Below are 21,668 nucleotides of genomic sequence, written 5' to 3'. Positions count from 1 at the left end.
ACGACCGCAGGCTGTAGCGGCGATCACACCCGAACCATCGAGGAGGCTGGATCAGTGGTGTCACCCGAACCGTCCACCCACGACGCCATCGTCATCGGCGCCGGTTTCGCCGGCCTGTACGCCGTGCACGTCCTGCGCGACCAGCGGGACCTGCGCGTCATCGGCTTCGACGCCGCCGGCGACGTCGGCGGGACCTGGTACTGGAACCGCTACCCGGGCGCCCGCGTCGACATCGAGAGCGTGCACTACTCCTACTCGTTCGACGACGAGCTGCAGCAGGAGTGGCACTGGACCGAACGGTTCCCCGCGCAGGCGGAGATCCTGTCCTACCTCGAACACGTCGCCGACCGCTACGACCTGCGCCGCAGCTTCCGCTTCAACACCCGGATCACCTCCCTGGCCTGGGACGACGCCGCGGCGCTGTGGACGGCCACCACGAGCACCGGGCAGACGCACCGCGCGCGGTTCGTCGTCTCCGGCGCCGGCACCCTCTCCGTGCCGAAGAAGCCGGAGTTCCCCGGCGTCGAGGACTTCGCCGGCGAGGTCCTGATGACCGGCAACTGGCCGCACCACGAGGTGTCGTTCGCGGGCAAGCGGGTCGGCATCATCGGCGTCGGCTCGTCGGGCATCCAGGCGATCAGCGAGATCGCCAAGACGGCCGGGCACCTGACCGTCCTGCAGCGCACCCCCAACTACGCCACCCCGATCGGCAACTACCCGACCCGGCCGGAGGAGGAGGCCGCCGAGAAGGCGAACTACCGCGCCATCCGGGACGCCTCGCGCAACCACTTCCTCGGCGTGCCCTACTCGGAGGTGCAGCCCTCGGCGCTGGCCGTGTCGCCGGAGGAGCGGCGGCGGGTGTTCGACGACCGCTGGAACCGCGGCGGTTTCCGGCTGTTCATCGACTCCTTCGGCGACATCCTGTTCGACAAGGCCGCCAACGACACGATCGCCTCCTACATCCGCGAGCGGATCCGGGAACGCGTGCAGGACCCGGCCAAGGCCGAGCTTCTCGCACCGGAGGGCTACCCGTACGGCACCAAGCGGCCGCCGCTGGAGACCGACTACTACGAGGCCTACAACCGGCCCAACGTCGACCTCGTCGACGTCAAGGGCAACCCGATCGCGGCGGTGACCCCGACCGGGGTGCGGCTGGCCGACGGCACCGAGCACGACTTCGACACGCTGATCCTCGCCACCGGCTTCGACGCGTGCACCGGACCGCTGCTGGCGATGAACATCACCGGCCGCGGCGGGCTGCGCCTGGCCGACCACTGGGCCGACGGGCCGCAGACCTACCTCGGCCTGATGGCCGCCGGGTTCCCGAACCTGTTCATGATCACCGGCCCGCAGAGCCCGTCGGTGCTGTACAACATGCCGCTGGCCATCGAGGACCACGTCGACTTCACCGTCGCCGCGCTGGACCACCTGCGCGAGAACGGTCTGGACGTCATCGAGCCGGATCCCGAAGCGGAGCGGGCGTGGGTCGCGCACACCAACGAGCTGGCCGAGGCGACGCTGCTGCCCGACTCCCCCACCTCCTGGTACATGGGCAACAACATCCCCGGCAAACCGCGCCGCGTCCTGGTCTACCTCGGCGGCGCCCCGGCCTACCGCGCCAAGTGCGACGAGGTCGTCGCCGCCGGCTACGCGGGCTTCACCCTGTCGTCCGCCTCCCGCGTCTTCGCCTGAACGAGGAGCCGTCATGCCACTCGATCCCGCCGTCTCCGCCCTGCTCGAAGGCTTGGCGCAGCGCGGTTTCCAGTCGTTCGAGAAGATCGGCCTCGAAGCCACCCGCGAGGCGATCGCGTCGTTCGCCGGGCTGCAGAAGCCCAAGCGCGGATTCTCCCGGACCAGCGAGGTGTCCTACGGGCCGGACCCGGCCCACCGCGCGCGGATCTACGTGCCGCCGGGCGACGGGCCGTTCCCGGTCGTGCTTTATGTCCACGGTGGAGGGTTCGTCGCGGGCGGTCTCGACGTCGTCGACGAACCCGTGCGTGCCCTCGCGCTCGACGCCGAAGCGATCGTCGTGTCGGTCACCTACCGGCTCGCCCCCGAGGCGAAGTTCCCCGCCGCGCACGACGACGTGTTCGCCGCGCTGCGGTGGACGGCCAAGGAGATCTCCGCGCACGGCGGCGATCCCGGGCGGATCGCGGTCATGGGTGACAGCGCGGGCGGCAACCTGGCCGCGTCGGCGGTCATCCGGGCCCGCGACGAGGGCGAGCCGGCCGTGCGAGCGCAGGTGCTGGTCTACCCGCTGGTGGATCCGCTGGCCGACACCGTGTCACGGCGCGAGTACGCCGAGGGTTACCTGCTGCACCTGGACGCGTTGCGGTGGTTCGGCGCGCAGTACTGCGGCAGCCCGGAGGACGCCGTGGACCCCCGGCTGGCGCTGGACCGCAACGAGCTGAGCGGCCTCCCGCCGACGCTGGTGATCACCACGGAGTACGACACGCTCCGCGACGAGGGCGAGGCCTTCGCGGCTGCGTTGAGCGCCGCGGGCGCCGAGGCCCGCGCGGTGCGGATGGACGGCCTGGCGCACGCCACCTACTGGGCCACCGCGGCGATCCCGCGCAGCGCGGAAATCCACCAGGCGGCGGTGGAGCACCTGCGGTCGGCGCTGTAGCCGACGCGGGCGGCGGAGGTCCTCCGGATCGGGCCTCCGCCGGCCTTGCGCGTCAGGCGGTGTGCACGGCGCCGCGGCGGCCGAGGCGTGCACCGCGGGGCGAGAACGGTCACCCGGAATGCATTGGGGCCAGGCGGAATTCTGATCTCGTCGTCGCGTTCGTACAACAGACCGTACGAGCCGGGCAGACGCCTGCTGACGAACCGCAGCGCCGTGAAGTTCGTACACATGCCCCCTCAAACGGCTCAAGAACGACGACCGGTTCCGCGCCGTACCGTGGAGCGTAGCGGTCGAGCGTTTCGTGAAGGCTCGACACGCGGCTGGACCAGCCCGGCGCGCGTCGGCGATGCTGGGGGTGTGGAGTACGTGTCCCAGGTGCCGCGGGCGCCGCTGGATGGGCTGATCGACGACCTCTACTACCTGGAGGGCGAGGCGCCGTATGCGCGGCTGACGTTGCCGCCCGCGCCGTCCGCCCTGCTCATCGTCAACCTCGGGGCGCCGTTCCGCATCCGCGCCGGCACCGACATCGAGAAGGGCGAGTACGCCGACGGGTGCGTGATCACCATGCCCACCCGCGCGCTGGACTTCGGCTACCCGCCCCGCACCCGCTCCGTCGGGGTGCACTTCAAGCCGTGGGGGCTGGCGCCGTTCCTGCCGATGCCCGCGGCCGAGCTGTGCGACCGGCCCGTGACGGTGGAGCAGGTGTGGGGCCGGCCCGCCGCCGCCGAGCTGCGGGACCGGCTGGCCACCGCGGACGGACCACACGAGATGCTGTCGCTGCTCGAGGACGAACTGAGGCGGCGGCTGCGCGAGACCGCCGGCCTGGGGCTGGTCCGCCACACGAGCAGCGTCATCGAGGCGACCAGCGGGGCGGTGGCGATCGGCGACCTGACCGGGGCGGCCGGTGTCAGCAGCACCCATCTGGCACACCGGTTCAAGCAGCTCGTCGGCGTCACGCCGAAGCGGCTGGCCCGCACCTACCGCCTCACGGCCACCGTGTTCACGATCGACCCCGCCGGACCGGTCGACTGGGGCGAGCTCGCCGCCGGAGCCGGCTACTTCGACCAGGCCCACTTCGGCCACGAGTTCCGCGAGTTCACCGGGCTCACGCCGACCCGGTACCTCGAAGTGCGGCGGCGGTTCCTGCGCGAACACCCCGGCCACGCGCTGGACGGCTGGCCGCTGCCCGCCGATTGATTTCTTACAAGAGCCGCCGCTCGCGACCGGCTAGTTTCGGGGCACCTTCCAAGCAGAGGAGAGTCCCCATGGGCAAGGTGGTCCTGTACAGCTCGGTGTCGGTGGACGGCTTCATCGCCGACGAGAACGACCAGCCCGGACCGCTGTTCGACTGGCTGACCAGCGGAGACGTCCCCCTGGACGACAGCGGAGCGCTGAACGTGTCCCGGACCTCCTACGACTACACGCGGGCGTACTGGGACCGGATCGGGGTGACGATCGCCGGCCGCCACGTCTTCGACCTCACGGACGGCTGGGACGGCAAGCCCCCGGGCGGGATCGACCACGTGGTCGTCGTGACGCACCGGCCTCCGCCCGAGGGCTGGGACCCCGAAGCGCCGTTCCACTTCGTCGACGGCATCGAGGCAGCCGTGGCCAAGGCGCAGGAGCTCGCCGGTGACCGCCTGGTCGAGGTCGCCGCGGGCGACGTCGGTGGCCAGGTGCTCGCCGCGGGCCTGGTCGACGAGGTGCGCATGGACGTCGTCCCCGTCGTGTTCGGATCCGGCAAGCGCTACTTCGGCTCGGTCGACGCGCAGCACCTGCTGGAGGACCCGGACGTGCTGCAGGGCAACCGGGTGCTGCACCTGCGCTACCAGGTGCGCCGCTGACCGAGCCGAGCACAGGAGAACGCTAGTCCACATCGGACCGAATGGCCGCAGCTGTTCAGCCGAGGTTGTTGCGGCGCTCCAGCAGGACCGTGTCGTGCCACTCGCCGTTCCGCTGGGCGATTCGTTCGCGGATTCCGACGGTGCGGTAGCCCGCCGCGTGGTGCAGGGCCAGGCTGGCCCGGTTTTCGGGGAAGATGGAGGTTTCCAGGGTCCACAGGCCGGCCTCGTCGGCGGCCGTGACCTGCTTGCGGATCAGTGCTTTGCCTATTCCGCGGCCGCGGTGGCCGTCGGCGACGTAGATCGACGTCTCGGCCACTCCCGAGTAGCAGTCGCGGGCAGACGTCGGGGTTGCAGCGGCCCAGCCGACCACCTTGCCCTCGATCTCGGCGACCCACCGGTGGCCGGGAAGCCACTTCGCGTCGAGGACCGCGCGGCTGGGGACCGTGGTTTCGAACGTCGCGATGCCCGTCGCCATGCCTTCGCCGTAGATGCGCCGCACGGACGGCCAGTCGTCGTCGCCCAGGGCGCGCACCGTGACGTCCGCGGGCACGTCCTCGGGGCAGCACGGCCGCGGCGCGAGCAGGCCCATCACCGCGTCGGCGGCGTGCGGCAGGCCGGAGCAGCACGCCGCGTTGATCGTGACGACGCTGGCAGTCCCCTCCTTCCGCACCCGCACGAACCCGACGTCGGCGAGCTTGCGGACGTGGTGCGAGCACGTGGACTGGCTGATGCCGAGCAACTCGGTGAGCGCGCCGACGGTGATGCCGCCGGGCGCGGTCGCGACGGCGTGCAGCAGCCGCACGCGGGTGGGCTCGGCCAGGCACGCGAACCACTCGGCATAGGTGCCGGCCTCGCCCTCGGGCAGGACCTGGGCCGCGGGTGACGTCACGACTGTCATGCCGCCGAGTGTATCGATTGGAATCGATGCTTGTGACCATCGACGTCGGTCGATAGAGTCCACCTCAATCGACAGGGATCGATGGAAGGGGTTCGGATGAGCGAGTTGCCGGTCGTTGTGGTGGGTGCCGGGCCGATCGGGCTGGCGGCCGCGGCCGAGCTGACCGAGCGCGGGCTGGAGCCGCTGGTGCTGGAACGCGGCACCGGCGCGGGAGCCGCGGTGTCGGAGTGGAACCACGTGCGGTTGTTCTCGGCGTGGCGCGAGCTGGTCGCCCCGGCGGCCGGACGGCTGCTCGAAGCGACCGGCTGGCAGCGGCCCGCCCCGGAGCGCTACCCGACCGGGCAGGAGTGGGTCACCGAATACCTCGCCCCACTGGCCGCGGTGCTGGGTACGCGGGTGCGCTTCGGCACCGAGGTGACCGGCGTGGCACGGCGCGGCCGGGACCGGGTGGTCGACCACGGCCGCGACACCGAACCGCTGACCGTGCACGTCCGCCACCGCGATGGGCGCGAGGAGCTGGTCACCGCGGCGGCCCTGATCGACGCGTCCGGCACCTGGCCGGCACCGAACCCGCTGGGCGGCGACGGCCTGCCCGCCCCGGGCGAACGAGCCGCGGCCGACCGCATCGCCTACCGCGTTCCCGACCTGGACGACCCGCGAGTCCGCGCGCGCTACGCCGCCAGGCACGTGGCGATCGCCGGGAGCGGGCACTCCGCACTCACCGCCCTCGTGGCGTTCGCGGCGCTGGCGCAGGAGGAGCCGGCGACCCGGATCAGCTGGCTGCTGCGGCGTGGCGCCGTGGGCGACACCTTCGGCGGCGGCGAGGCCGACCAGCTGCCGGCGCGCGGCGCCCTCGGGTTGCGGGCCAAGGCCGCGGTGGAGGCCGGCCTGGTCACGGTGCTCACCGGGTTCCGCACCGAGTCCGTCGACCGCGACCCGGCGGGCCGGCTGATCCTGACCGCCTCGGCGGGGACACGGCTCGAGGTCGACGAGGTCGTGGCCGTCACCGGGTTCCGCCCGGACCTCTCGTGGCTGTCGGAACTGCGGCTGGAGCTGGACGCGACGCTGCAGGCGCCGGTCGCGCTCGCGCCGTTGATCGACCCGAACGTGCACTCCTGCGGCACCGTCTACCCGCACGGGGCGAAGGAGCTGGCGCACCCGGAGCCGGGCGTGTTCCTGGCCGGCATGAAGAGCTACGGCCGGGCGCCGACGTTCCTGGCGATGACCGGCTACGAGCAGGTCCGCTCGATCGCCGCCTTCCTGGCCGGCGACCACGCGGCCGCGGAGCGGGTGGAGTTGCAGCTCGCCGAGACCGGGGTGTGCGGCGGGTCGGGGCTGTTCGACGAGCCCGGACAGGGCGGGTGCTGCGGCACGCCGGCCGAACCGGAGCTGATCTCGCTGTCCCCGGTCCGGAAAGGACACTCCTGATGCCCGAGGCCGTCGTCATCGGCGGCGGGCAGGCCGGCCTCGCCGCCGCCCACGCCCTGCTCGCCCGCGGTGTGCGCCCGCTCGTGCTCGAAGCCGGGGACGAACCGGCCGGCTCCTGGCCGCGCTACTACGAGAGCCTGCGCCTGTTCTCCCCCGCCCGGTACAGCGCCCTGCCCGGCCTGCCCTTCCCCGGCGACCCCGGTCGCTACCCGCATCGGGACGAGGTCGTCGACTACCTGCGCACCTACGCCAAGCAGCTGGACGCGGACATCCGCACGGGCCACCGCGTCACCACCGTCACCCACGATGGGCAGTTCGAGGTGCGGGTCGCCGACGGCCCGCGGGTCATGGCGCCGATCGTGATCGCCGCGACCGGCGCGTTCGGGTCCCCGCACCGGCCGGCGCTACCCGGCCTGGACCGCTTCACCGGCGCCGTGCTGCACTCGGGTGACTACCGTGCGCCCGAACCGTTTGCCGGGCAGCGCGTCGTGGTGGTCGGGGCAGCGAACTCGGCGGTGCAGATCGCTCTCGACCTCGCCCCGCACGCCCGCGTCACCCTCGCCACCCGCGGACCGATCCGCTACGCGCCCCAGCGGGTCCTCGTCCGCGACGTGCACTTCTGGTTCCGGGCCACCGGGTTCGACGCCCTGCCGATCGGGCCGTGGCTGCGCACCAAGCCCAGCACGCCGGTCCTGGACACCGGCGGCTACCGCTCCGCCATCGAGGCCGGCGACCCCGATCAGCGCCGCCTGTTCACCAGCTGCGACGACGACACCGTCACCTGGCCGGACGGCACCCGCGAGCACGTCGACGCGATCATCCTGGCGACCGGGTTCCGCCCCGCGTTCCCCTACCTGCGCGGTCTCGGCGCCCTCGACAGCACCGGCGCGCCCCGGCAGCGCCGCGGCCTGTCCACCACCCATCCCGGCCTCGGCTACGTCGGGCTGGAGTGGCAGCGCAGCTTCGCCTCCGCGACCATCCGTGGCGTCGGCCGCGACGCGAAGTACCTGGTGAGCCGTCTCCTCCGGGCGTGATCCTTGCCTCGATACACCCCAATATAGAAGTCTGTTTAGATAGAGGCATGTCGAAGCAGTTGCCGCTCGCGGAGGACGTCGCCTGTTGCTCGCCGGTCGTGCGTGAGCCCCTGTCCGAGCCGCAGGCCGCGGAGCTCGCCAGGGTGTTCAAGGCGGTCGGCGATCCGGTGCGGTTGCGGCTGCTGTCGCTGATCGCCTCGCACGACGGCGGCGAGGCGTGCGTGTGTGACCTGACCGGCGCGTTCGAACTGACCGGGCCGACCATCTCGCACCACCTCAAGGTGCTGCGCGAGTCCGGGCTGATCACCGGCGAGCGGCGGGGCACCTGGATCTACTACCGCGTCCAGCCCGAGACGCTGGCCCGCCTGTCCGCAGTCCTCACGCCGGCGGCGGTGACCGCGTGACGACCACCGGCACCGCGCCCGCCGGGGTCGTCGGCAAGCTGTCCACACTGGACCGCTTCCTGCCGGTGTGGATCGGCGCGGCGATGGTCCTCGGGCTGCTCGCCGGGCGCTGGATCCCCGGCCTGGAGACCGGCCTCAACGCCGTGGCCGTCGACGGCATCTCGCTGCCGATCGCGCTCGGCCTGCTGGTGATGATGTACCCGGTGCTGGCCAAGGTCCGCTACGACAGGCTGGACTCGGTCACTCGCGACCGGAAACTGCTGTGGCCCTCGCTCGTGCTCAACTGGCTCATCGGCCCGGCGCTGATGTTCGCGCTGGCCTGGCTGCTGCTGCCGGACCTGCCCGAGTACCGCACCGGCCTCATCATCGTCGGCCTGGCCCGCTGCATCGCCATGGTCATCATCTGGAACGACCTCGCCTGCGGCGACCGGGAGGCCGCCGCCGTGCTGGTCGCGCTCAACTCGGTGTTCCAGGTGATCATGTTCGGCGCGCTCGGCTGGTTCTACCTGGAGATCCTGCCCGGCTGGCTCGGCCTCGACACCACCAGCCTGTCAGTGTCCGGGTGGCAGATCGCCAAGAGCACGCTGATCTTCCTCGGCATCCCGCTCGTCGCCGGATACCTCACGCGCCGTCTCGGCGAACGAGGCAAGGGCCGCGACTGGTACGAAACCCGGTTCCTGCCGCGCATCGGGCCGGTCGCCCTGTACGGGCTGCTGTTCACCATCGTGGTGCTGTTCGCCCTGCAGGGCAACCAGATCACCAGCCGCCCGCTCGAGGTCGCCCGCATCGCGCTGCCGCTGCTGGTCTACTTCGGACTCATGTGGGCCGGCTCGTACGCCCTCGGCAAGGCGCTCGGCCTGAACTACGAGCGCACCACCACGCTCGCCTTCACCGCGGCGGGCAACAACTTCGAGCTCGCCATCGCCGTCGCCATCGCGACCTTCGGGGCCACCAGCGGCCAGGCCCTCGCCGGGGTCGTCGGCCCGCTGATCGAGGTGCCGGTGCTGGTCGCGCTCGTCTACGTCTCGCTCGCCCTCCGCCGCCGGTTCACCACAACGGAGACCACCCGATGACCACACCCGAAGTCCTCTTCGTCTGCGTCCACAACGCCGGCCGCTCCCAGATGGCCGCCGCGCTGCTCGACCACCACGCCGCCGGGCGGGTCACCGTGCGCTCCGCCGGCTCCGCCCCCGCCGACACCATCAACCCGGCCGTCGTCGAAGCCATGCGCGAAATCGGCCTCGACCTGTCCAAGGAATTCCCCAAGCCGCTGACCACGGACGCCGTGCGGGCCGCCGACGTCGTGATCACCATGGGCTGCGGCGACGCCTGCCCGGTGTTCCCCGGCAAGCGCTACCTCGACTGGCGGCTCGAAGACCCGGCAGGCAAGGGCGTCGACGCGGTGCGGCCGATCCGCGACGAGATCGACCGGCGCGTCCGGGCGCTGCTCACCGAATTGGCGGGCAGCTGATCAGCAGGAACGCCGGCGGAGCAGCTCGGTGGTCCGCGCGACCGCGGCGGCCCGCTCGGCGCGGTTGATCGCCAGCGCCCGGACCACCGGGTCCTCGGGGCCGCGGCGGGTCTCGATCTCGGCCATCCGCTCCTCGAACGAGACCGGCTCGCCCCACGGGCTGGTGCTCATGTCGCAGTACCACAACGCGTCCCGCACCGGCCCGCGCTCGTCACCGAACTCGGCGAGCTCCCCGGCCAGCCCGCTCAACGAGGCCACGGCCGCCGCGCCGGAGTGGTGCGCGACCAGCGCGCACACCCGCGACGGAACGCCGAGCCGGGCCAGGAACCGGGCACCGTCCAGGGAGTGCAGGCCGGTCACCGACACCGGGCTCGCGTACCCGATGTCGTGCAGCCAGGCGGCCGCGACCAGCACCGCGCGCTCGGCGGGCGGCAGGACCGCGGACACCTCGCTCGCCCGCCCGGCCACTCCCCGGGTGTGCTGCCAGCGGCGCGGCAGCTCCCCGGCCAGCAGGATCTCGGCCGTGCCGCGCGCCCAGTCCACCAGGTCCGCGGCGGGCGAGTAGGGCACCACGGGCGTCGCGCGCAGCCGCGCCCGGACGGCGCGTTCCACCAGGATCGGGATGTAGGCCCGCACCGGGGCGTCGTCGAACCGGGCGAACTCGCGCGCCACCCACTCGTGCACCACACCGGGCGCGAACTGCGGCTGCTCCAGCCGCAGAAGCCCTTCCAACCGCCGGATCTCCTGCTCACCCCGGCGCCCGTGGGCGATCTTCTCCAGAGTCCCGGGCACGTGCTCACCCCTTCCACACGGCCCGCGAACGCGGCCGGAGTCACGACCCTGCCAGACGGCTACCCGCGAGTACAGCGCCCTACCCGGAGAAGTGACCTTCGTCCCCGGGCGGCCAGGAGCGGCACCCGGCAGCAGTCGCTAGTGCTCAGTCCGGGCGAAGACCGCGCCACACGAGGTCCACCAGGTCCGCCGTCTGGCGCTGCCAGTCGTCCTCGGGGTCGAGGTGCAGCAGGCCCAACAGGCTGCGCATCACCGTCTCGACGTCCACCCCGGGGCGGACCAGGCCCGCCTCGACGCCGGCCGTCAGCAGCGCTTCCATCGCCTCGCGGATGGACTGCACAGCGCTGACCGGCAGCGTGCCGCGCTGCGCCGTCGCCTCGGCCAGCGCCTTCGCCAGCCCGCGCTTGGTCATCATGTACGGCGCCAGGTGGTCCGTCACCCAGGTCCGGAACGCCCGGGCCGGCCCGGCGTGCTCCAGCAGCTCCGGCACTACCTCCAGCAGGTGCCGGACCTCCCGCTCGTAGACGGCCAGGATGAGGTCCGCGGCCGCCGGGAAGTGGCGGTACACGGTGCCGACGCCGACCCCGGCGCGCTTGGCGATCGCGTTGAACGACACCTCCCCCGACTCGGCGAGAGTCTGCGCCGCGACGGCGAGGATGCGCTCGTGGTTGCGGCGGGTGTCGGCACGCCGTGGGCTGACCGAACCCGTCGTCATTGGTCCCTCCCTCGCCGTTCCGGTGCCGCTTCACGGTAACCCGCCCACCTGGAGCTGCTCCGGGCGTACTCTTCGTTGCGAAGCGGATTGTAATCCGATACCGTCGAGAGCAATCGGATAAATATCCGCTTCCGTTTCCGGACCCACCACGCCGTCAGGGAAGAGACCCAGTGGACATCTCACTCGAAGTGAACGGCCACCCCGAACACCTGAGCGTCGACCCGGGTGTCACGCTGCTCGACGCGCTACGCGAGCGACTCGGGATCACCGGCCCCAAGAAGGGCTGCGACCGCGGCCAGTGCGGCGCCTGCACCGTGCACGTCGGCGGACGGCCCGTGCTGTCCTGCCTCACGCTCGCCGCCACCGTGACCGAACCGGTCACCACCGTCGAAGGACTGTCCACAGGGGACGAGCTGCACCCCGTGCAGCGGGCCTTCGCCGACCAGGACGCCCTGCAGTGCGGCTTCTGCACGCCGGGGCAGGTCATGTCCGCGGTGGCCGCGGTCGAGCAGGACGTCGCGGACGTCCGCGAGTTCATGTCGGGCAACCTGTGCCGCTGCTCGGCGTACCCGAACATCGTCCGCGCCGTGGAGCAGGCGAGGAGGGCCGATGCGAGCCTTTGAGCTGACCGCCCCGGCCACCGTCGCCGCGGCGCTGGACTCCCCCGGCACCTTCCTGGCCGGCGGCACCACGCTCGTCGACCTAATGAAGCTCGACGTCCTGACCCCGCAACGCGTCCTGGACATCAACGGGCTCCCGCTGCGCGGCATCGACACCGGCGACGGGCTGCGGATCGGCGCGCTGGAGCGGATGGCCGACATCGCCGCGCACCCCGGCGTGTACCCGGCGATCTCCCGCGCCCTGCTGCTCAGCGCGTCCCAGCAGCTGCGCAACATGGCCAGCATCGGCGGCAACCTGATGCAGCGCACGCGGTGCACGTACTTCCGCGACGTGACCACGCCCTGCAACCGGCGCGAGCCGGGCAGCGGCTGCCCCGCGCTCGGCGGCGCGAACCGGATGCACGCGGTGCTCGGCACGAGCGACAAGTGCGTCGCCACCCACCCCAGTGACGTGGCGGTCGCCCTCGTCGCGTTCGACGCCGGGGTCCGGCTCGCCGGGCCGGACGGCGAGCGCACGGTCAAGCTGACCGACTTCTACCGCACGCCGGGCGACACCCCGCACGTCGAGCACGACCTGCGCCCCGGTGAGCTGATCACCGAGGTCGTCGTGCCGCGGCTGGACTGGGCCACACACTCGACCTACGTCAAGGTGCGCGACCGGCAGTCCTACGAGTTCGCGCTCTGCTCGGCCGCGGTCGCTCTCGACGTGCGGGACGGGGTCGTCGCCGACGCGCGGGTCGCGGCAGGCGGCGTGGCCACCGTGCCGTGGCGGCTCACGGCGGTCGAGGCGGCCCTGCGCGGGAAGCCGGCGACCGAGGAGTCGTTCACGGCGGCCGCCGCGCTCGCCACCGACGGCGCACGGCCGCTGTCGGAAAACGCTTTCAAGCTGTCCCTGCTGCCGCGGACGATCGTCCGCGCCCTGCTCGAAGTCACCGAGGGGAGCCGCTGATGCCCGCACGGCTGGACGCGCCGCTGAAGGTCACCGGGAGCGCGAAGTACGGCGTGGACCACAACTTCCCGGGCATGGTCTACGGCTACATCGTGGTCAGCACGATCGCGCACGGCGAGATCGAGTCCATGGACGTCACCGCCGCGAAGAGCGCCCCGGGCGTGCTCGGCGTGTACTCCCCCTTCGACCCGCTGGCGCTGAACGCGGTCACGATGCCGATGTTCGGCGAGACGTGGATCCCGCTGCGCGACCGGCAGGTCACCTACGTCGGCCAGCCGATCGGCTTCGTCGTGGCGGAGACGTTCGAGCAGGCGCGGGACGCGGCCATGCTGGTCGAGGTCGCCTACCGGGAGCTGCCCGCCGTGACCTCGCTGGAGGACGGGCTGGCCACGGCCATCGAGGCGTCGCCGGGGCACGTGGACGCGCCGCCGACGCTCAGCGTGCTCGAAGACGGCGTCGAGTCCATCGAGGACGCGATCGCCGCCAGCCCGGTGGTCGTCGACGCGACCTACCGCACGGCGGCGCAGAACCACACCCCGATGGAGCCGCACTCGGCCGTCGCGGTGTGGGACGACGGCACCCTCACCGTCTACAGTGGAAACCAGGGCGCCCACCTGCAGGCCATGGAGCTGGCGATGGCGCTGGGGCTGGAGCCGGCGGCGGTGCGGGCGGTGAACCCGTTCGTGGGCGGCGCGTTCGGCGGCAAGGGCCGCACCTCGGCGCCCGCGTTCCTGGCGGCCGCCGCGTCCCGCGCGCTGGGCAGGCCGGTGAAGGCGTCGCTGACCCGCGAGCAGGTGTTCACGGCGACGGCGGGCCGCGCGGCCACGGTGCAGCGGATCACCCTGGGGGCGGAACGGGACGGCACGCTGGTCGCGCTCCGGCACGACTCGTGGTGCAGCACGGACACCGCGCGCTCGTTCATCGAGCCGACCTCGCACGGCACGTCCCGCGAGTGGTACTCGACGCGCAACCTGCAGATCAGCCAGCGGATCGTGCCGCTGAACCTGCCGCCGACCACGTTCATGCGCGCGCCCGGCGAGGCGCCCGGCTCCTTCGCGCTGGAGAGCGCGATCGACGAGCTGGCCGACGCGCTCGGCATGGACCCGATCGAGCTGCGGCAGCGGAACAACTCGCTCGCCCCGCCCGGCAAAGACCTGCAGTGGTCGAGCAAGCACCTCGACGAGTGCTTCCGCATCGGCGCGCAGCGGTTCGGGTGGGCCGACCGCAGGCCGGGCGGCCGCACCGACGGGGACTGGCTGGTCGGCATGGGCGTGGCCGTGGCGATGTTCCCCGCGCTCCGGTTCCCCGCGTCGGTCGGGATCACGCTCAACGCGGACGACACGGCGGACATCGCGACCAGCGGCGCGGACCCGGGCACCGGCCTGCTGACCGTGCTGTCCCTGGTGGGCGCCGAATCGCTGGACATCCCGGCGGGCCGGATCACCCCGCGCCTCGGCGACTCGGCTCTGCCGCCCGGCGGGATGTCCGGCGGGTCCACCGCGACGGCGAGCGCGGGCACGGCGATCATGGCGGGCGCCGGGCAGGTGATCGACGAACTGCTCGCGCTGGCCTCGGCTCCCGGGGCGCCGTTCGCCGGCGAGGAGGTCACCTACGCCGACGGCCGCGTCCACGGCGGCGGCCGGTCGATGACCTTCGGCGAGGTGCTGCGCGCGGTGGGCAGGCCGAGCCTCACCGCGGTCGGGTCGTCGGCGCCGGGCGAGGAGCTGACCAAGCACTCGTTCAGCTCGTTCGGCGCGCAGTTCGTCGAGGTCCGGGTGCACCGCCTCACCCGCGAGGCCCGCGTGTCGCGGATGCTCGGGGTCTTCGACGGCGGCCGGATCATCAACGACAAGGCCGCGCGCAGCCAGCTCAGCGGCGGCATGATCTGGGGTGTGTCGGCGGCGCTGCACGAGGGTTTCGAGGTGGAGCGCAGCGGCCGGCTCGCCAACGCGGACCTTGCCGGCTACCTGATCCCGGTGAACTCCGACATCCCGGACATCGAGGTCGAATTCGTGGAGTACCCGGACACGCTGCACAACGACCTCGGCGCGCGGGGCCTCGGCGAGATCGGCACGGTGGGCGTGGCGGCGGCGGTCGCCAACGCGATCCACAACGCGACCGGCATCCGCGTCCGCCACATCCCGATCCGGATCGAGGACCTGCTGGACTGACCCGCCCGGTTCCGATCAGGGCGACGCCCCGCCCCCGCACGACGACCCGGCTCGAAGGGGTTGCCGGCGGGGGCGAGGGACAGCGCGAGACGCGGATCGCGGCGCACGTCCGGGTCGATGACGGGATGTCCGTTCAGCGGGGGTTGCCGGCGCGCCACGCGACGTAGTCGGCGACCGCCGCGGCGGTGTCGAACGCGGGTGTGAAACCGGTGTCCTGGGTGAGCCGGGTGATGTCGAGGTAGGGGTCGGGACCCGGGCCGTTCTGCCGTCCCGGCCGGACGTCGAGCGCAGGCCCGGAGGTGATCGCCCGCAGGGCCTCGGCGAGTTCGCGGTTGGTGAACGGTTCGCCGCGGGACACGTTGTAGGTGTTGTGCCGCAGCGTTTCCGCCGTGGTCAGCATCGCGATCGCGCGCCCCGCGTCGGGCGCGTAGCAGCTGTCGCCGCCGTCGTCGGCGTACAGCGGCTTGGGCTGCTCACCGCGCAGCACCGCGCTGATGCAGGGCGGGATCGGGTTGAACGGCGACTCCGGGTCCATCAACGGACCCCAGGTGCTCCCGATCCGGAGGAGTACCGGCCGCACGCCGCTGCCGCGCAGGGCGTGCGTGGTGAGCGGCTCGACGGCTTTCTTGAACGCGATGATCAGGTGTGGCAGGGCCGCGGACGGCAGCGGGAGTTCCTCGTGCCACGGCACTTCGGTCCGTCCGAAGTAGACGCCGAGGCTGCTGGCGACGGCGAACCGGCGCACGCCCCAGACGCGGGCCGCGTCGAGCGCGTTGAGCAGGCCGGCCGTGTCGGTGCGGAAGAAGGCCACCGGGTCGTCGCCGGGAACGCTGCCGGCGAGGTGGACGATGTCGCCGATGTCGTGGCGGCTGCCGAGGGCGAGAAACGCGTCCCGGTCGGTGACGTCGAGAGCCTCCACGGCGACCTCGCCGGCCAGGAACGACGGCACCTCGGCCCGGTGGTGGGCGGTGCAGACCACCTCCCGGCCGAGGTCGGCGAGCGCGCGAGCGGTGTGGGCGCCGATCATGCCCAGCCCGCCGGTGACGAGAACCTTGGTCATTGCGCTCCTTCGCCGTCGATCGTCTGGGGAAGTGAAGAACCGGTGCGGGTCGGTGGAGGACCACGCTAGGAGCGGCGCGGCGGCGGCTCTTGAACAAAACGCGCAGGAATCAGACGAGCAGGGGTGCCCGGTCGCGCCGCGCGAGGAACGGCAGGTACGACGCGGAGTGATCGTGGCCGCAGGCGCAGCGTTCGACGTCACCGCCGAGCAGTTCACGCGGGGTGACGCCGGTCAGGCGGAGGCACTCCCGGCTGAGGTGGGCCTGGTCGGCGTACCCGGCGTCGACCGCGAGGCCGGCCACGCCGTCCACGCCGCGACGGCCCGTCGCCGTGGCGCCCGCCTGCGCGAGCGCGAGGAACCCCTGGAACCGCAACGTCCGCTGCAGGACCTTGGGGCCCATCCCCACCGCCTGGAGGCAGCGGCGGCGCAGTTGGCTCGCCGACAGAGCCAGGTGGTCGGCCAGGGTGTCGATGCCGACCGGCTGCCAGGGCATCAGCGCCGTGGCGGGCCTCGCGCACCAGCGGATCCACTCTCCCCGCCGCGCGGAACCGGCGCAGGAGGTGGTGCTGCAGGAGCAAGAGCGCACGCTCGGGCGCGCCCGCGGCCTCCTCCACCAGCCGGCCGGCCGCGGGGCCCCACAGTCCGGCGAGGTCCAGGCGCTGGTCGACGAGGTCGCCCAGCGCAGCGGGCAGCGGCGGTGCGGTTCCCGGCCGGAACCGCACCCCGACGAGCGTGGTGCGGGCCGGGACGACCTCGACGTGCGGACCGGTGAGCGGGCCGAGCAGCTGCGGGCGGCCGCCGAGCGGGAAGTGGATCTCGACCCCGCCGGTGGGCAGGTGCCGCTGCACGTACGGCGCGTCGCCGGTGCGCTGGATCCAGACCGTGCGCACCACTCCGGCCAGCGCCGGCAACGGCGGCCGCTCGACGTACGACTCCCCCACGGTCATCTCCGAAGCCAACCGCGCGGGCGCGAACGGCGTCAAGGCACGGCGCTGGAAGCGCGATCGTCGCGCTCGGGCCACCGCACCGGGCGCGACGACCGCACGGATCAGGTTCCGGGGCGGTTCCCGGTGGGGATGGTGATCGGCGTGGTCGTCGCCGACGTGCCCTTGTTCAGGAACAGCATCGCGATCGCCCGGATGAACTGGTCGAACATGTAGAACCCGGCGGGCGCGACGGGCAGCAGGCCCTCCCGGAAGGCGATGTAGGCCGGCCACCCGGCGCGGATCAGCCCGGCCGCCGCGTAGTCCCGCCTCAGTCCGAGCCAGTCGCCGATCTCGTCGCTCAGCACGTACCGCACGAACTCGTTCAGGAACCCGCGCGTGACGCCCAGGTCGATCTGCGCGGTCAGCCCCAGCAGGTCCTCGGCCAGCTCCTGGCCCTCGAACGTCGGCGCGAGCAGCGGGGTGAGCACCGACGCGGACTGCGCGTCCGCCTCGGCCCACGTCTTCGGGATGAACTCCTCCCGCACGCCGAGCAGGTGGATGGCGACCTGCCAGGAGTGCAGGAAGGCCTCCTCGTCCGCGGGCGACATCGGGACCTTCCACTCGATCAGCTTGCGGTGCACGAACGTGCCCAGGCTGTGGAAGGTGATCAGGATGTCGCCGTTGCTGATCGGGATCCGCTTCTGCTCGTCGGCCACCGCCCGCCAGTGCGGCGACTGCGGCAGCAGGTGCCGCACCGCGGCGTGCACCAGGCGCGTCTTGTTGGCGGTGACCACGAACTGGCCTGAGGGCTCGAATGCGTCGAGGTCGCTCAGGTCGTAGCCGAAGGTGAACGTCTTCGCCGCCCGGTCCTGCATGTCGGCGCCGCCCGCGGACCAGTACACCGACTTGGCCTCCCGCGGGATGACCGTGCTCATGATGCCGCTGCCGAGCCCGTACAGCATGAACAGGTAGGTGTCCTTGCGCCGGTTGAAGTCCGCGGCGCGGCGCAGCTTGACCGGGTCGGCCCAGGTGGGCAGCTTGTTGACCTTCTGCAGCCAGGCTGACAGTTCGGCGGGCAGGCCGGCGGGCAGCGGGTCGCGGTTGTTCACCCAGGACGCCATCGCGGTGTTGACCGCCGGGATGCGGCCCTCGGCGAAGAGCCCGGCCACGACGGCGTCCACCTCGTCGTCCCAGACCCACCACGGGTCGGCGCCCGTGCCGGTGCCCGCCACCGACCCGGCCGGGGACCACGCCCACGCCGGCGTGGCGCTCGCCGCGCCGACCAGACCCAGGGCGACGCCGAGCGACAGTGCTTTCCGTCGGTTGAGATCGGTCATTTACTTACCTAGCTTCCTTGGTAGGTGTGGTGGGGCATTCGTGGCCAGTTCGCGAAGAGATTTCTCATTAACATATCGAGCACGGAGGCTGGTCGGCAAGAGGAGCCGCGCGGGGCGTGGTTGACTGGCGCGTATGGCCCAGTTCCCGCGTACGTCCGACGCACGGTGACCGCAGAGCCGGCCGCGGCCGTCCGGCCCCGCAACCGCAGGCAGCTCATCGTCGACGCGGCCGGGCGCGTGTTCAGCGAGCGCGGCTACCACGCGGCGTCGATGGAGGAGATCGCCGCCGGGGTCGGCATCACCGCCGCCGCCCTGTACCGGCACTTCCCGAACAAGTACGCGTTGTTCGCCGAGTGCGCGGACGTCATGGTCGACGGCCTCCTCGCCGCGCTGGACGAGGTGCCCGCCGGAGCGCCCCTGGCCGACGTGCTCGCGGCCGCCACCCGCGTCACCGTCGCCCACCGCGCGTCCGGCGGGCTCTACCGGTGGGAGTCCCGCTACCTCGACCGCGCGGACCGGCGGGTGCTGCGGGGCAAGTTCGCGCGTGTCGTCGAGCGGGTGGCGGAGGCGGTGCGGCACGAGCACCCGCGGCCCGGCGAGCACCTGCGGGCCGTGGCGGCGCTCGGCGCGATCGGGTCCATCACAATGCACCACACGTCGATCGCCCAGCGGCGGCTGGAGGACGAGCTGCAGCGCTGCGCGCTGCGCGTGGCGGCGGCCGATCCGGAAGCGAGCACCACGCACGCGGTCGAACTCCCCGCGCAACCGGTGGCGCGGACGCGGCGCTCGGAGATCCTCGCGGCCGCCGTGCCGCTGTTCGAACGGGACGGGTTCGCCGCGGTCACCAACGGCCGGATCGCAGAGGCCGTCGGCCTGGTCCCGTCCGCGCTGTACCGCTACTTCCCGGGCAAGGCCGACATCCTGGCGGCGGCGTGCCTGCAGGCGGCGGCGCTCCTGACACAGGCGGTGGACCACAACCTGCGCGGGGTGGCCGATCCGCGTGACGCGCTCGCCGCGCTGACGGCCACCTACGTGGCGTACAGCTTCGAGTACAACGCTCTCACCACGGTCGCGAACGCCGAGATCGTCGGGCTTCCGGACGACCTGCGGCGCCCGCTGGTCGCCGCGCAGCGGGACCACATCGCGGTGTGGGAGCAGCACCTGCGGGCGGTGCGGCCGGAGCTCGACTCAAGGCAGGCGCGGGTGCTGGTGCACGCCGGTTTCGGCGTGGTGGTCGAGTCCGGGCGCCGGTTGCGGTGGGAGGACAGCCCGGCGCACCGCGCCACTGTGTCGGCGCTGGTGCTGAGCGCGCTGGGTGCCTGAGCCTGGGCGCCTGATCCTGGGCGCCTGATCCTGGGCGCCTAAGCGGGCCTCAGGAACGCGCGGCGCACCTCGGAGTGGAGGCGGGGATATCCGCTGCCGAACGTCACCGTGGCGTGGAACAGGGTTTCCAGCGCCGCCGCCAGCGGGTCGCCCGCCACGGCCGACAGGACCGCGGGCAGGGCCGCGTGCTGCTGCGAAACCCGGTCGTGGCGCCCGTCGTAGGAGGGCACCGCCGTGTAGGCGACGCGGTCGTCGCCGTGCAGCCGCTCGAAAACCGCGGCGTGGTCGTCGAACGGCGGCACCGCTTCGCCGTCCCCGAGCGCGGCCAGCGCCGGGGCGACCCAGTCGAGGTCGCTCAGGCCGGCCTCGTCGCAGGCCCGGCGAGCTAGCCACACGGCGACGGCGCGCTGGGTGGTCTCGTCGAGCCGCTCGATCGCGTCGGTGAGATCCCGGTCGAGCCGCGCCAGGACCAGGCCGCCGTTCACGCGCTTGAGCCGTTCGCCCGGCGGCCGGCCGCCCCAGCGCCGGGCTTCGGCGGCACGTGCGGCCTCCCGGCGGGCCCGTTCGCGTTCCAGACGTTCCCGCCGCCGTGCTTCCGCCCGCTGCTCCGGAGTGGGTGGCGGCGGCAGCGTCCGGGCGTGCTTGTGCCAGTAGGCGGCGGTCGCGCTGGTCTCCCGGACGACCACGTCGGCCGCCGGGGGCGCGGGCCACAACTGCAGCAGGTACCGGTCGAGCGGGGGTTCGCCGGTCAGCCGGGTGTCCTTCGCCCGCGCCTGCTCAATGCCCGACGCGCAGTACCGCACGCGGTAGTCGACGGGTTCGAGGTCGAGGGGCCAGCTCGCTTCCGCCGCCCACTGCACCAGCTGCACGGCCGCCGTTTGCGGCCGGAACGACACCTCGACGACCTCCTCCCAGTCCTCCCCCACCGGCGCGGGCCCGTCCAGGACCTCCACGGTGAGTTCGACGTTCCCGGTGTGCAGGCCGGTGGTGAGGAACAGCAGGCCGGGCACCGCGGCCCCGCACAGACCGTTCGACTGACCGCCGCGGGCGTCGGTCAGCCCGTCGAAGAACTCGTCGGTCCGGCTCTCCACGTAGAACTGCCCGTAGTGCACGTGCAGCTCACCCTCGAACAACAACGTCACGGCGGCAGTCTGCCAGCAACCCGGCCCGGAAAGCGCTTCCCGGTCCCTAGGCGGGCAGTTCGGCCGCGAGCTCGCCGTCGAGGGCGAAGCCGGTGACGAGTTCCGGGTCGATCCGGATCACCTCGGTCGTCTCGCCCGCCACCCACGGCTGTGGCAAGGCCCGGAACCGGGTGAGCTCCCGGTCGCCCACGCGGCGCGCGTACCCGACGGCGATCACGCTCCACGCGATCCGGTCGCCCTCCCGGACGAGGTCGGCCTCGTAGGCGACCACCGTCCCGATCGCGGACAGCAGCGCCGCACCGGGGTGGGTCCGGACGAGGACGCAGCCGTCGTGGAGCACGTGGTTCACCGGCCGGATGGTGGGCAGCGCCTGGTGGGTGAACACGACGCGGCCGACACCCACACTGCCGAGCAGGGTCAGCGACTCGGCGCGGCCCAGTTCCCGCGGGGCCCTCGGCGAGGTCGGCTCGATCACGCCGTCATCGTCGCCCCGGGTTCGTGTGGGCGGACAGGGCCGAAGGTCACCGGATCGATCATCAGGTCACGGGTGTCCTGCGCGCCGGCACAGGTGTTCAGGACTCCGGCCGCGCGCCGACGGGACGCTGCGCGGCCCGGTGCACCGGCACCGCGATCAGGGCGACGCCGCCGGCCAGCAGCGCCAGCCCGACGCCGATCACGATCCAGGCGATGTCGTCGAGCGCGGGAACCGTCGCGCCGATCTCGGCCACCACGTTCACCCCGGGTGAGCCGTCGGCGTTCATCACCACGACCGTCCAGTCGCCGCTGCGCATCGGCCACACCACCGTCTGGGTGCCGCCGCCGCTCGCCTGCGCCGTCCAGATGCCCGCGGTCTCCGGCGCGGGCAGGGTGCGGTTGCCCGGGTGCACGACGAACCGGTCGGTGGACCAGTCGGTCACCGTGGCGTACT

22 protein-coding genes and 2 pseudogenes are annotated in these 21,668 nt (G+C 72.7%); 13 read left to right on the top strand and 11 right to left on the bottom strand.

Annotated features, from left to right (window positions below):
- The first annotated feature begins 54 nt into the window (after positions 1 to 54).
- Together AMY39116_RS0317820 and AMY39116_RS0317815 are read left to right on the top strand one after the other, a co-directional pair.
- A complete protein-coding gene (locus AMY39116_RS0317820; protein ID WP_020418991.1) occupies positions 55 to 1,692 on the top strand; it encodes an NAD(P)/FAD-dependent oxidoreductase in 1,638 nt (545 codons plus the stop codon).
- Between the two features lie 13 nt (positions 1,693 to 1,705).
- Positions 1,706 to 2,626, top strand: coding sequence for an alpha/beta hydrolase (locus AMY39116_RS0317815; RefSeq protein ID WP_020418990.1), 921 nt, complete (start codon positions 1,706 to 1,708; stop codon positions 2,624 to 2,626).
- Here the strand turns inward: AMY39116_RS0317815 and AMY39116_RS45505 are convergent.
- Positions 2,548 to 2,856, bottom strand: coding sequence for an Imm7 family immunity protein (locus AMY39116_RS45505; protein ID WP_084506113.1), 309 nt, complete (start codon positions 2,854 to 2,856; stop codon positions 2,548 to 2,550). The two genes, AMY39116_RS0317815 and AMY39116_RS45505, sit on opposite strands and share 79 nt — an antisense overlap.
- Before the next feature lie 145 nt (positions 2,857 to 3,001).
- Between AMY39116_RS45505 and AMY39116_RS0317810 the strand changes: the two genes are divergently transcribed.
- Positions 3,002 to 3,823 carry a helix-turn-helix domain-containing protein gene (locus AMY39116_RS0317810; protein ID WP_027936018.1) on the top strand — a complete coding sequence of 274 codons (822 nt, stop codon included), beginning with the start codon at positions 3,002 to 3,004 and terminating at the stop codon, positions 3,821 to 3,823.
- A gap of 68 nt (positions 3,824 to 3,891) precedes the next feature.
- On the top strand, positions 3,892 to 4,470 hold the full coding sequence (locus tag AMY39116_RS0317805) for a dihydrofolate reductase family protein (protein ID WP_020418988.1): 579 nt from the start codon (positions 3,892 to 3,894) through the stop codon (positions 4,468 to 4,470).
- 55 nt (positions 4,471 to 4,525) lie between these two features.
- Here AMY39116_RS0317805 and AMY39116_RS0317800 read toward each other — a convergent pair whose 3' ends face one another.
- Positions 4,526 to 5,368: a metalloregulator ArsR/SmtB family transcription factor gene (locus tag AMY39116_RS0317800; protein ID WP_020418987.1), complete on the bottom strand. Its 843-nt coding sequence runs from the start codon at positions 5,366 to 5,368 to the stop codon at positions 4,526 to 4,528.
- 96 nt (positions 5,369 to 5,464) lie between these two features.
- On the opposite strand from AMY39116_RS0317800, the gene AMY39116_RS0317795 reads away from it, so the two are divergent.
- The 5 genes from AMY39116_RS0317795 to AMY39116_RS0317775 are packed head-to-tail and all read left to right on the top strand — an operon-like array spanning position 5,465 to position 9,705.
- On the top strand, positions 5,465 to 6,796 hold the full coding sequence (locus tag AMY39116_RS0317795; RefSeq protein WP_020418986.1) for an NAD(P)-binding domain-containing protein: 1,332 nt from the start codon (positions 5,465 to 5,467) through the stop codon (positions 6,794 to 6,796).
- A complete protein-coding gene (locus AMY39116_RS0317790; protein WP_020418985.1) occupies positions 6,796 to 7,830 on the top strand; it encodes an NAD(P)/FAD-dependent oxidoreductase in 1,035 nt (344 codons plus the stop codon). The genes AMY39116_RS0317795 and AMY39116_RS0317790 overlap by 1 nt, the downstream gene beginning before the upstream one ends.
- Positions 7,831 to 7,877: 47 nt before the next feature.
- Positions 7,878 to 8,234: a helix-turn-helix transcriptional regulator gene (locus AMY39116_RS0317785; RefSeq protein WP_020418984.1), complete on the top strand. Its 357-nt coding sequence runs from the start codon at positions 7,878 to 7,880 to the stop codon at positions 8,232 to 8,234.
- A complete protein-coding gene (gene arsB / locus AMY39116_RS0317780) occupies positions 8,231 to 9,307 on the top strand; it encodes an ACR3 family arsenite efflux transporter (protein ID WP_020418983.1) in 1,077 nt (358 codons plus the stop codon). The genes AMY39116_RS0317785 and arsB overlap by 4 nt, the downstream gene beginning before the upstream one ends.
- Positions 9,304 to 9,705, top strand: a complete 402-nt coding sequence (locus tag AMY39116_RS0317775; RefSeq protein WP_020418982.1) for an arsenate reductase ArsC — start codon at positions 9,304 to 9,306, stop codon at positions 9,703 to 9,705. The genes arsB and AMY39116_RS0317775 overlap by 4 nt, the downstream gene beginning before the upstream one ends.
- Here the strand turns inward: AMY39116_RS0317775 and AMY39116_RS0317770 are convergent, their stop codons facing one another.
- The gene (locus tag AMY39116_RS0317770) at positions 9,706 to 10,497 is read right to left on the bottom strand and encodes an HD domain-containing protein (protein ID WP_020418981.1); all 792 of its coding nucleotides are present in this window, start codon (positions 10,495 to 10,497) and stop codon (positions 9,706 to 9,708) included.
- Positions 10,498 to 10,642: 145 nt separating this feature from the next.
- Positions 10,643 to 11,212, bottom strand: coding sequence for a TetR/AcrR family transcriptional regulator (locus AMY39116_RS0317765; RefSeq protein WP_020418980.1), 570 nt, complete (start codon positions 11,210 to 11,212; stop codon positions 10,643 to 10,645).
- A 170-nt stretch (positions 11,213 to 11,382) separates the two neighbouring features.
- Between AMY39116_RS0317765 and AMY39116_RS0317760 the strand changes: the two genes are divergently transcribed.
- From AMY39116_RS0317760 to AMY39116_RS0317750, 3 genes are read left to right on the top strand one after another with little or no spacing between them, the layout of a single operon-like run.
- Positions 11,383 to 11,835: a (2Fe-2S)-binding protein gene (locus AMY39116_RS0317760; protein ID WP_020418979.1), complete on the top strand. Its 453-nt coding sequence runs from the start codon at positions 11,383 to 11,385 to the stop codon at positions 11,833 to 11,835.
- Positions 11,822 to 12,781: a xanthine dehydrogenase family protein subunit M gene (locus AMY39116_RS0317755; RefSeq protein WP_020418978.1), complete on the top strand. Its 960-nt coding sequence runs from the start codon at positions 11,822 to 11,824 to the stop codon at positions 12,779 to 12,781. The genes AMY39116_RS0317760 and AMY39116_RS0317755 overlap by 14 nt, the downstream gene beginning before the upstream one ends.
- On the top strand, positions 12,781 to 14,952 hold the full coding sequence (locus tag AMY39116_RS0317750; RefSeq protein ID WP_020418977.1) for a xanthine dehydrogenase family protein molybdopterin-binding subunit: 2,172 nt from the start codon (positions 12,781 to 12,783) through the stop codon (positions 14,950 to 14,952). The genes AMY39116_RS0317755 and AMY39116_RS0317750 overlap by 1 nt, the downstream gene beginning before the upstream one ends.
- Positions 14,953 to 15,085: 133 nt before the next feature.
- Here AMY39116_RS0317750 and AMY39116_RS0317745 read toward each other — a convergent pair whose 3' ends face one another.
- From AMY39116_RS0317745 to AMY39116_RS0317735, 4 genes and pseudogenes are all read right to left on the bottom strand, one after another.
- Complete coding sequence (locus AMY39116_RS0317745) at positions 15,086 to 16,012, bottom strand: NAD(P)-dependent oxidoreductase (RefSeq protein WP_020418976.1); 927 nt, start codon at positions 16,010 to 16,012, stop codon at positions 15,086 to 15,088.
- A gap of 109 nt (positions 16,013 to 16,121) precedes the next feature.
- Positions 16,122 to 16,505, bottom strand: coding sequence for a helix-turn-helix domain-containing protein (locus tag AMY39116_RS47515; protein WP_020418975.1), 384 nt, complete (start codon positions 16,503 to 16,505; stop codon positions 16,122 to 16,124).
- A gap of 220 nt (positions 16,506 to 16,725) precedes the next feature.
- Positions 16,726 to 16,959 (bottom strand): annotated as a pseudogene (locus tag AMY39116_RS48145) (DUF6597 domain-containing transcriptional factor); the annotation flags it as partial.
- A 101-nt stretch (positions 16,960 to 17,060) separates the two neighbouring features.
- On the bottom strand, positions 17,061 to 18,275 hold the full coding sequence (locus AMY39116_RS0317735; protein WP_020418973.1) for an oxygenase MpaB family protein: 1,215 nt from the start codon (positions 18,273 to 18,275) through the stop codon (positions 17,061 to 17,063).
- A 165-nt stretch (positions 18,276 to 18,440) separates the two neighbouring features.
- Here AMY39116_RS0317735 and AMY39116_RS0317730 point away from each other — a divergent pair, with 165 nt between their 5' ends.
- Positions 18,441 to 19,598 (top strand): TetR/AcrR family transcriptional regulator, encoded by a 1,158-nt coding sequence (locus AMY39116_RS0317730; protein ID WP_020418972.1) that lies wholly within the window; start codon positions 18,441 to 18,443, stop codon positions 19,596 to 19,598.
- 38 nt (positions 19,599 to 19,636) lie between these two features.
- Here AMY39116_RS0317730 and AMY39116_RS0317725 read toward each other — a convergent pair whose 3' ends face one another.
- The 3 genes and pseudogenes from AMY39116_RS0317725 to AMY39116_RS46605 all read right to left on the bottom strand — a co-directional run.
- Positions 19,637 to 20,740, bottom strand: a complete 1,104-nt coding sequence (locus tag AMY39116_RS0317725; protein ID WP_020418971.1) for a hypothetical protein — start codon at positions 20,738 to 20,740, stop codon at positions 19,637 to 19,639.
- 46 nt (positions 20,741 to 20,786) lie between these two features.
- Positions 20,787 to 21,215 carry a pyridoxamine 5'-phosphate oxidase family protein gene (locus AMY39116_RS0317720; protein ID WP_020418970.1) on the bottom strand — a complete coding sequence of 143 codons (429 nt, stop codon included), beginning with the start codon at positions 21,213 to 21,215 and terminating at the stop codon, positions 20,787 to 20,789.
- A 97-nt stretch (positions 21,216 to 21,312) separates the two neighbouring features.
- Positions 21,313 to 21,668 (bottom strand): annotated as a pseudogene (locus tag AMY39116_RS46605) (DUF4389 domain-containing protein); the annotation flags it as partial.

The sequence above is a fragment of the Amycolatopsis sp. ATCC 39116 genome (assembly GCF_000231075.2).
Classification (GTDB): domain Bacteria; phylum Actinomycetota; class Actinomycetes; order Mycobacteriales; family Pseudonocardiaceae; genus Amycolatopsis_E; species Amycolatopsis_E tucumanensis.
Note: the sequence above shows the minus strand (reverse complement) of the source record. Positions and strands in the feature narration are given on the sequence as shown.

Excerpts from the sequence above, each read along its gene's own strand:
- AMY39116_RS0317745 (WP_020418976.1), bottom strand. The coding sequence starts at position 16,012 with ATGACCAAGGTTCTCGTCACCGGCGGGCTGGGCATGATCGGCGCCCAC.
- AMY39116_RS0317815 (WP_020418990.1), top strand. The coding sequence starts at position 1,706 with ATGCCACTCGATCCCGCCGTCTCCGCCCTGCTCGAAGGCTTGGCGCAG.
- AMY39116_RS0317750 (WP_020418977.1), top strand. The coding sequence starts at position 12,781 with ATGCCCGCACGGCTGGACGCGCCGCTGAAGGTCACCGGGAGCGCGAAG.
- AMY39116_RS0317790 (WP_020418985.1), top strand. The coding sequence starts at position 6,796 with ATGCCCGAGGCCGTCGTCATCGGCGGCGGGCAGGCCGGCCTCGCCGCC.
- AMY39116_RS0317795 (WP_020418986.1), top strand. The coding sequence starts at position 5,465 with ATGAGCGAGTTGCCGGTCGTTGTGGTGGGTGCCGGGCCGATCGGGCTG.
- AMY39116_RS0317775 (WP_020418982.1), top strand. The coding sequence starts at position 9,304 with ATGACCACACCCGAAGTCCTCTTCGTCTGCGTCCACAACGCCGGCCGC.
- AMY39116_RS0317755 (WP_020418978.1), top strand. The coding sequence starts at position 11,822 with ATGCGAGCCTTTGAGCTGACCGCCCCGGCCACCGTCGCCGCGGCGCTG.
- AMY39116_RS0317765 (WP_020418980.1), bottom strand. The coding sequence starts at position 11,212 with ATGACGACGGGTTCGGTCAGCCCACGGCGTGCCGACACCCGCCGCAAC.
- AMY39116_RS45505 (WP_084506113.1), bottom strand. The coding sequence starts at position 2,856 with ATGTGTACGAACTTCACGGCGCTGCGGTTCGTCAGCAGGCGTCTGCCC.
- AMY39116_RS0317735 (WP_020418973.1), bottom strand. The coding sequence starts at position 18,275 with ATGACCGATCTCAACCGACGGAAAGCACTGTCGCTCGGCGTCGCCCTG.
- AMY39116_RS47515 (WP_020418975.1), bottom strand. The coding sequence starts at position 16,505 with ATGCCCTGGCAGCCGGTCGGCATCGACACCCTGGCCGACCACCTGGCT.
- AMY39116_RS0317800 (WP_020418987.1), bottom strand. The coding sequence starts at position 5,368 with ATGACAGTCGTGACGTCACCCGCGGCCCAGGTCCTGCCCGAGGGCGAG.
- AMY39116_RS0317785 (WP_020418984.1), top strand. The coding sequence starts at position 7,878 with ATGTCGAAGCAGTTGCCGCTCGCGGAGGACGTCGCCTGTTGCTCGCCG.
- AMY39116_RS0317805 (WP_020418988.1), top strand. The coding sequence starts at position 3,892 with ATGGGCAAGGTGGTCCTGTACAGCTCGGTGTCGGTGGACGGCTTCATC.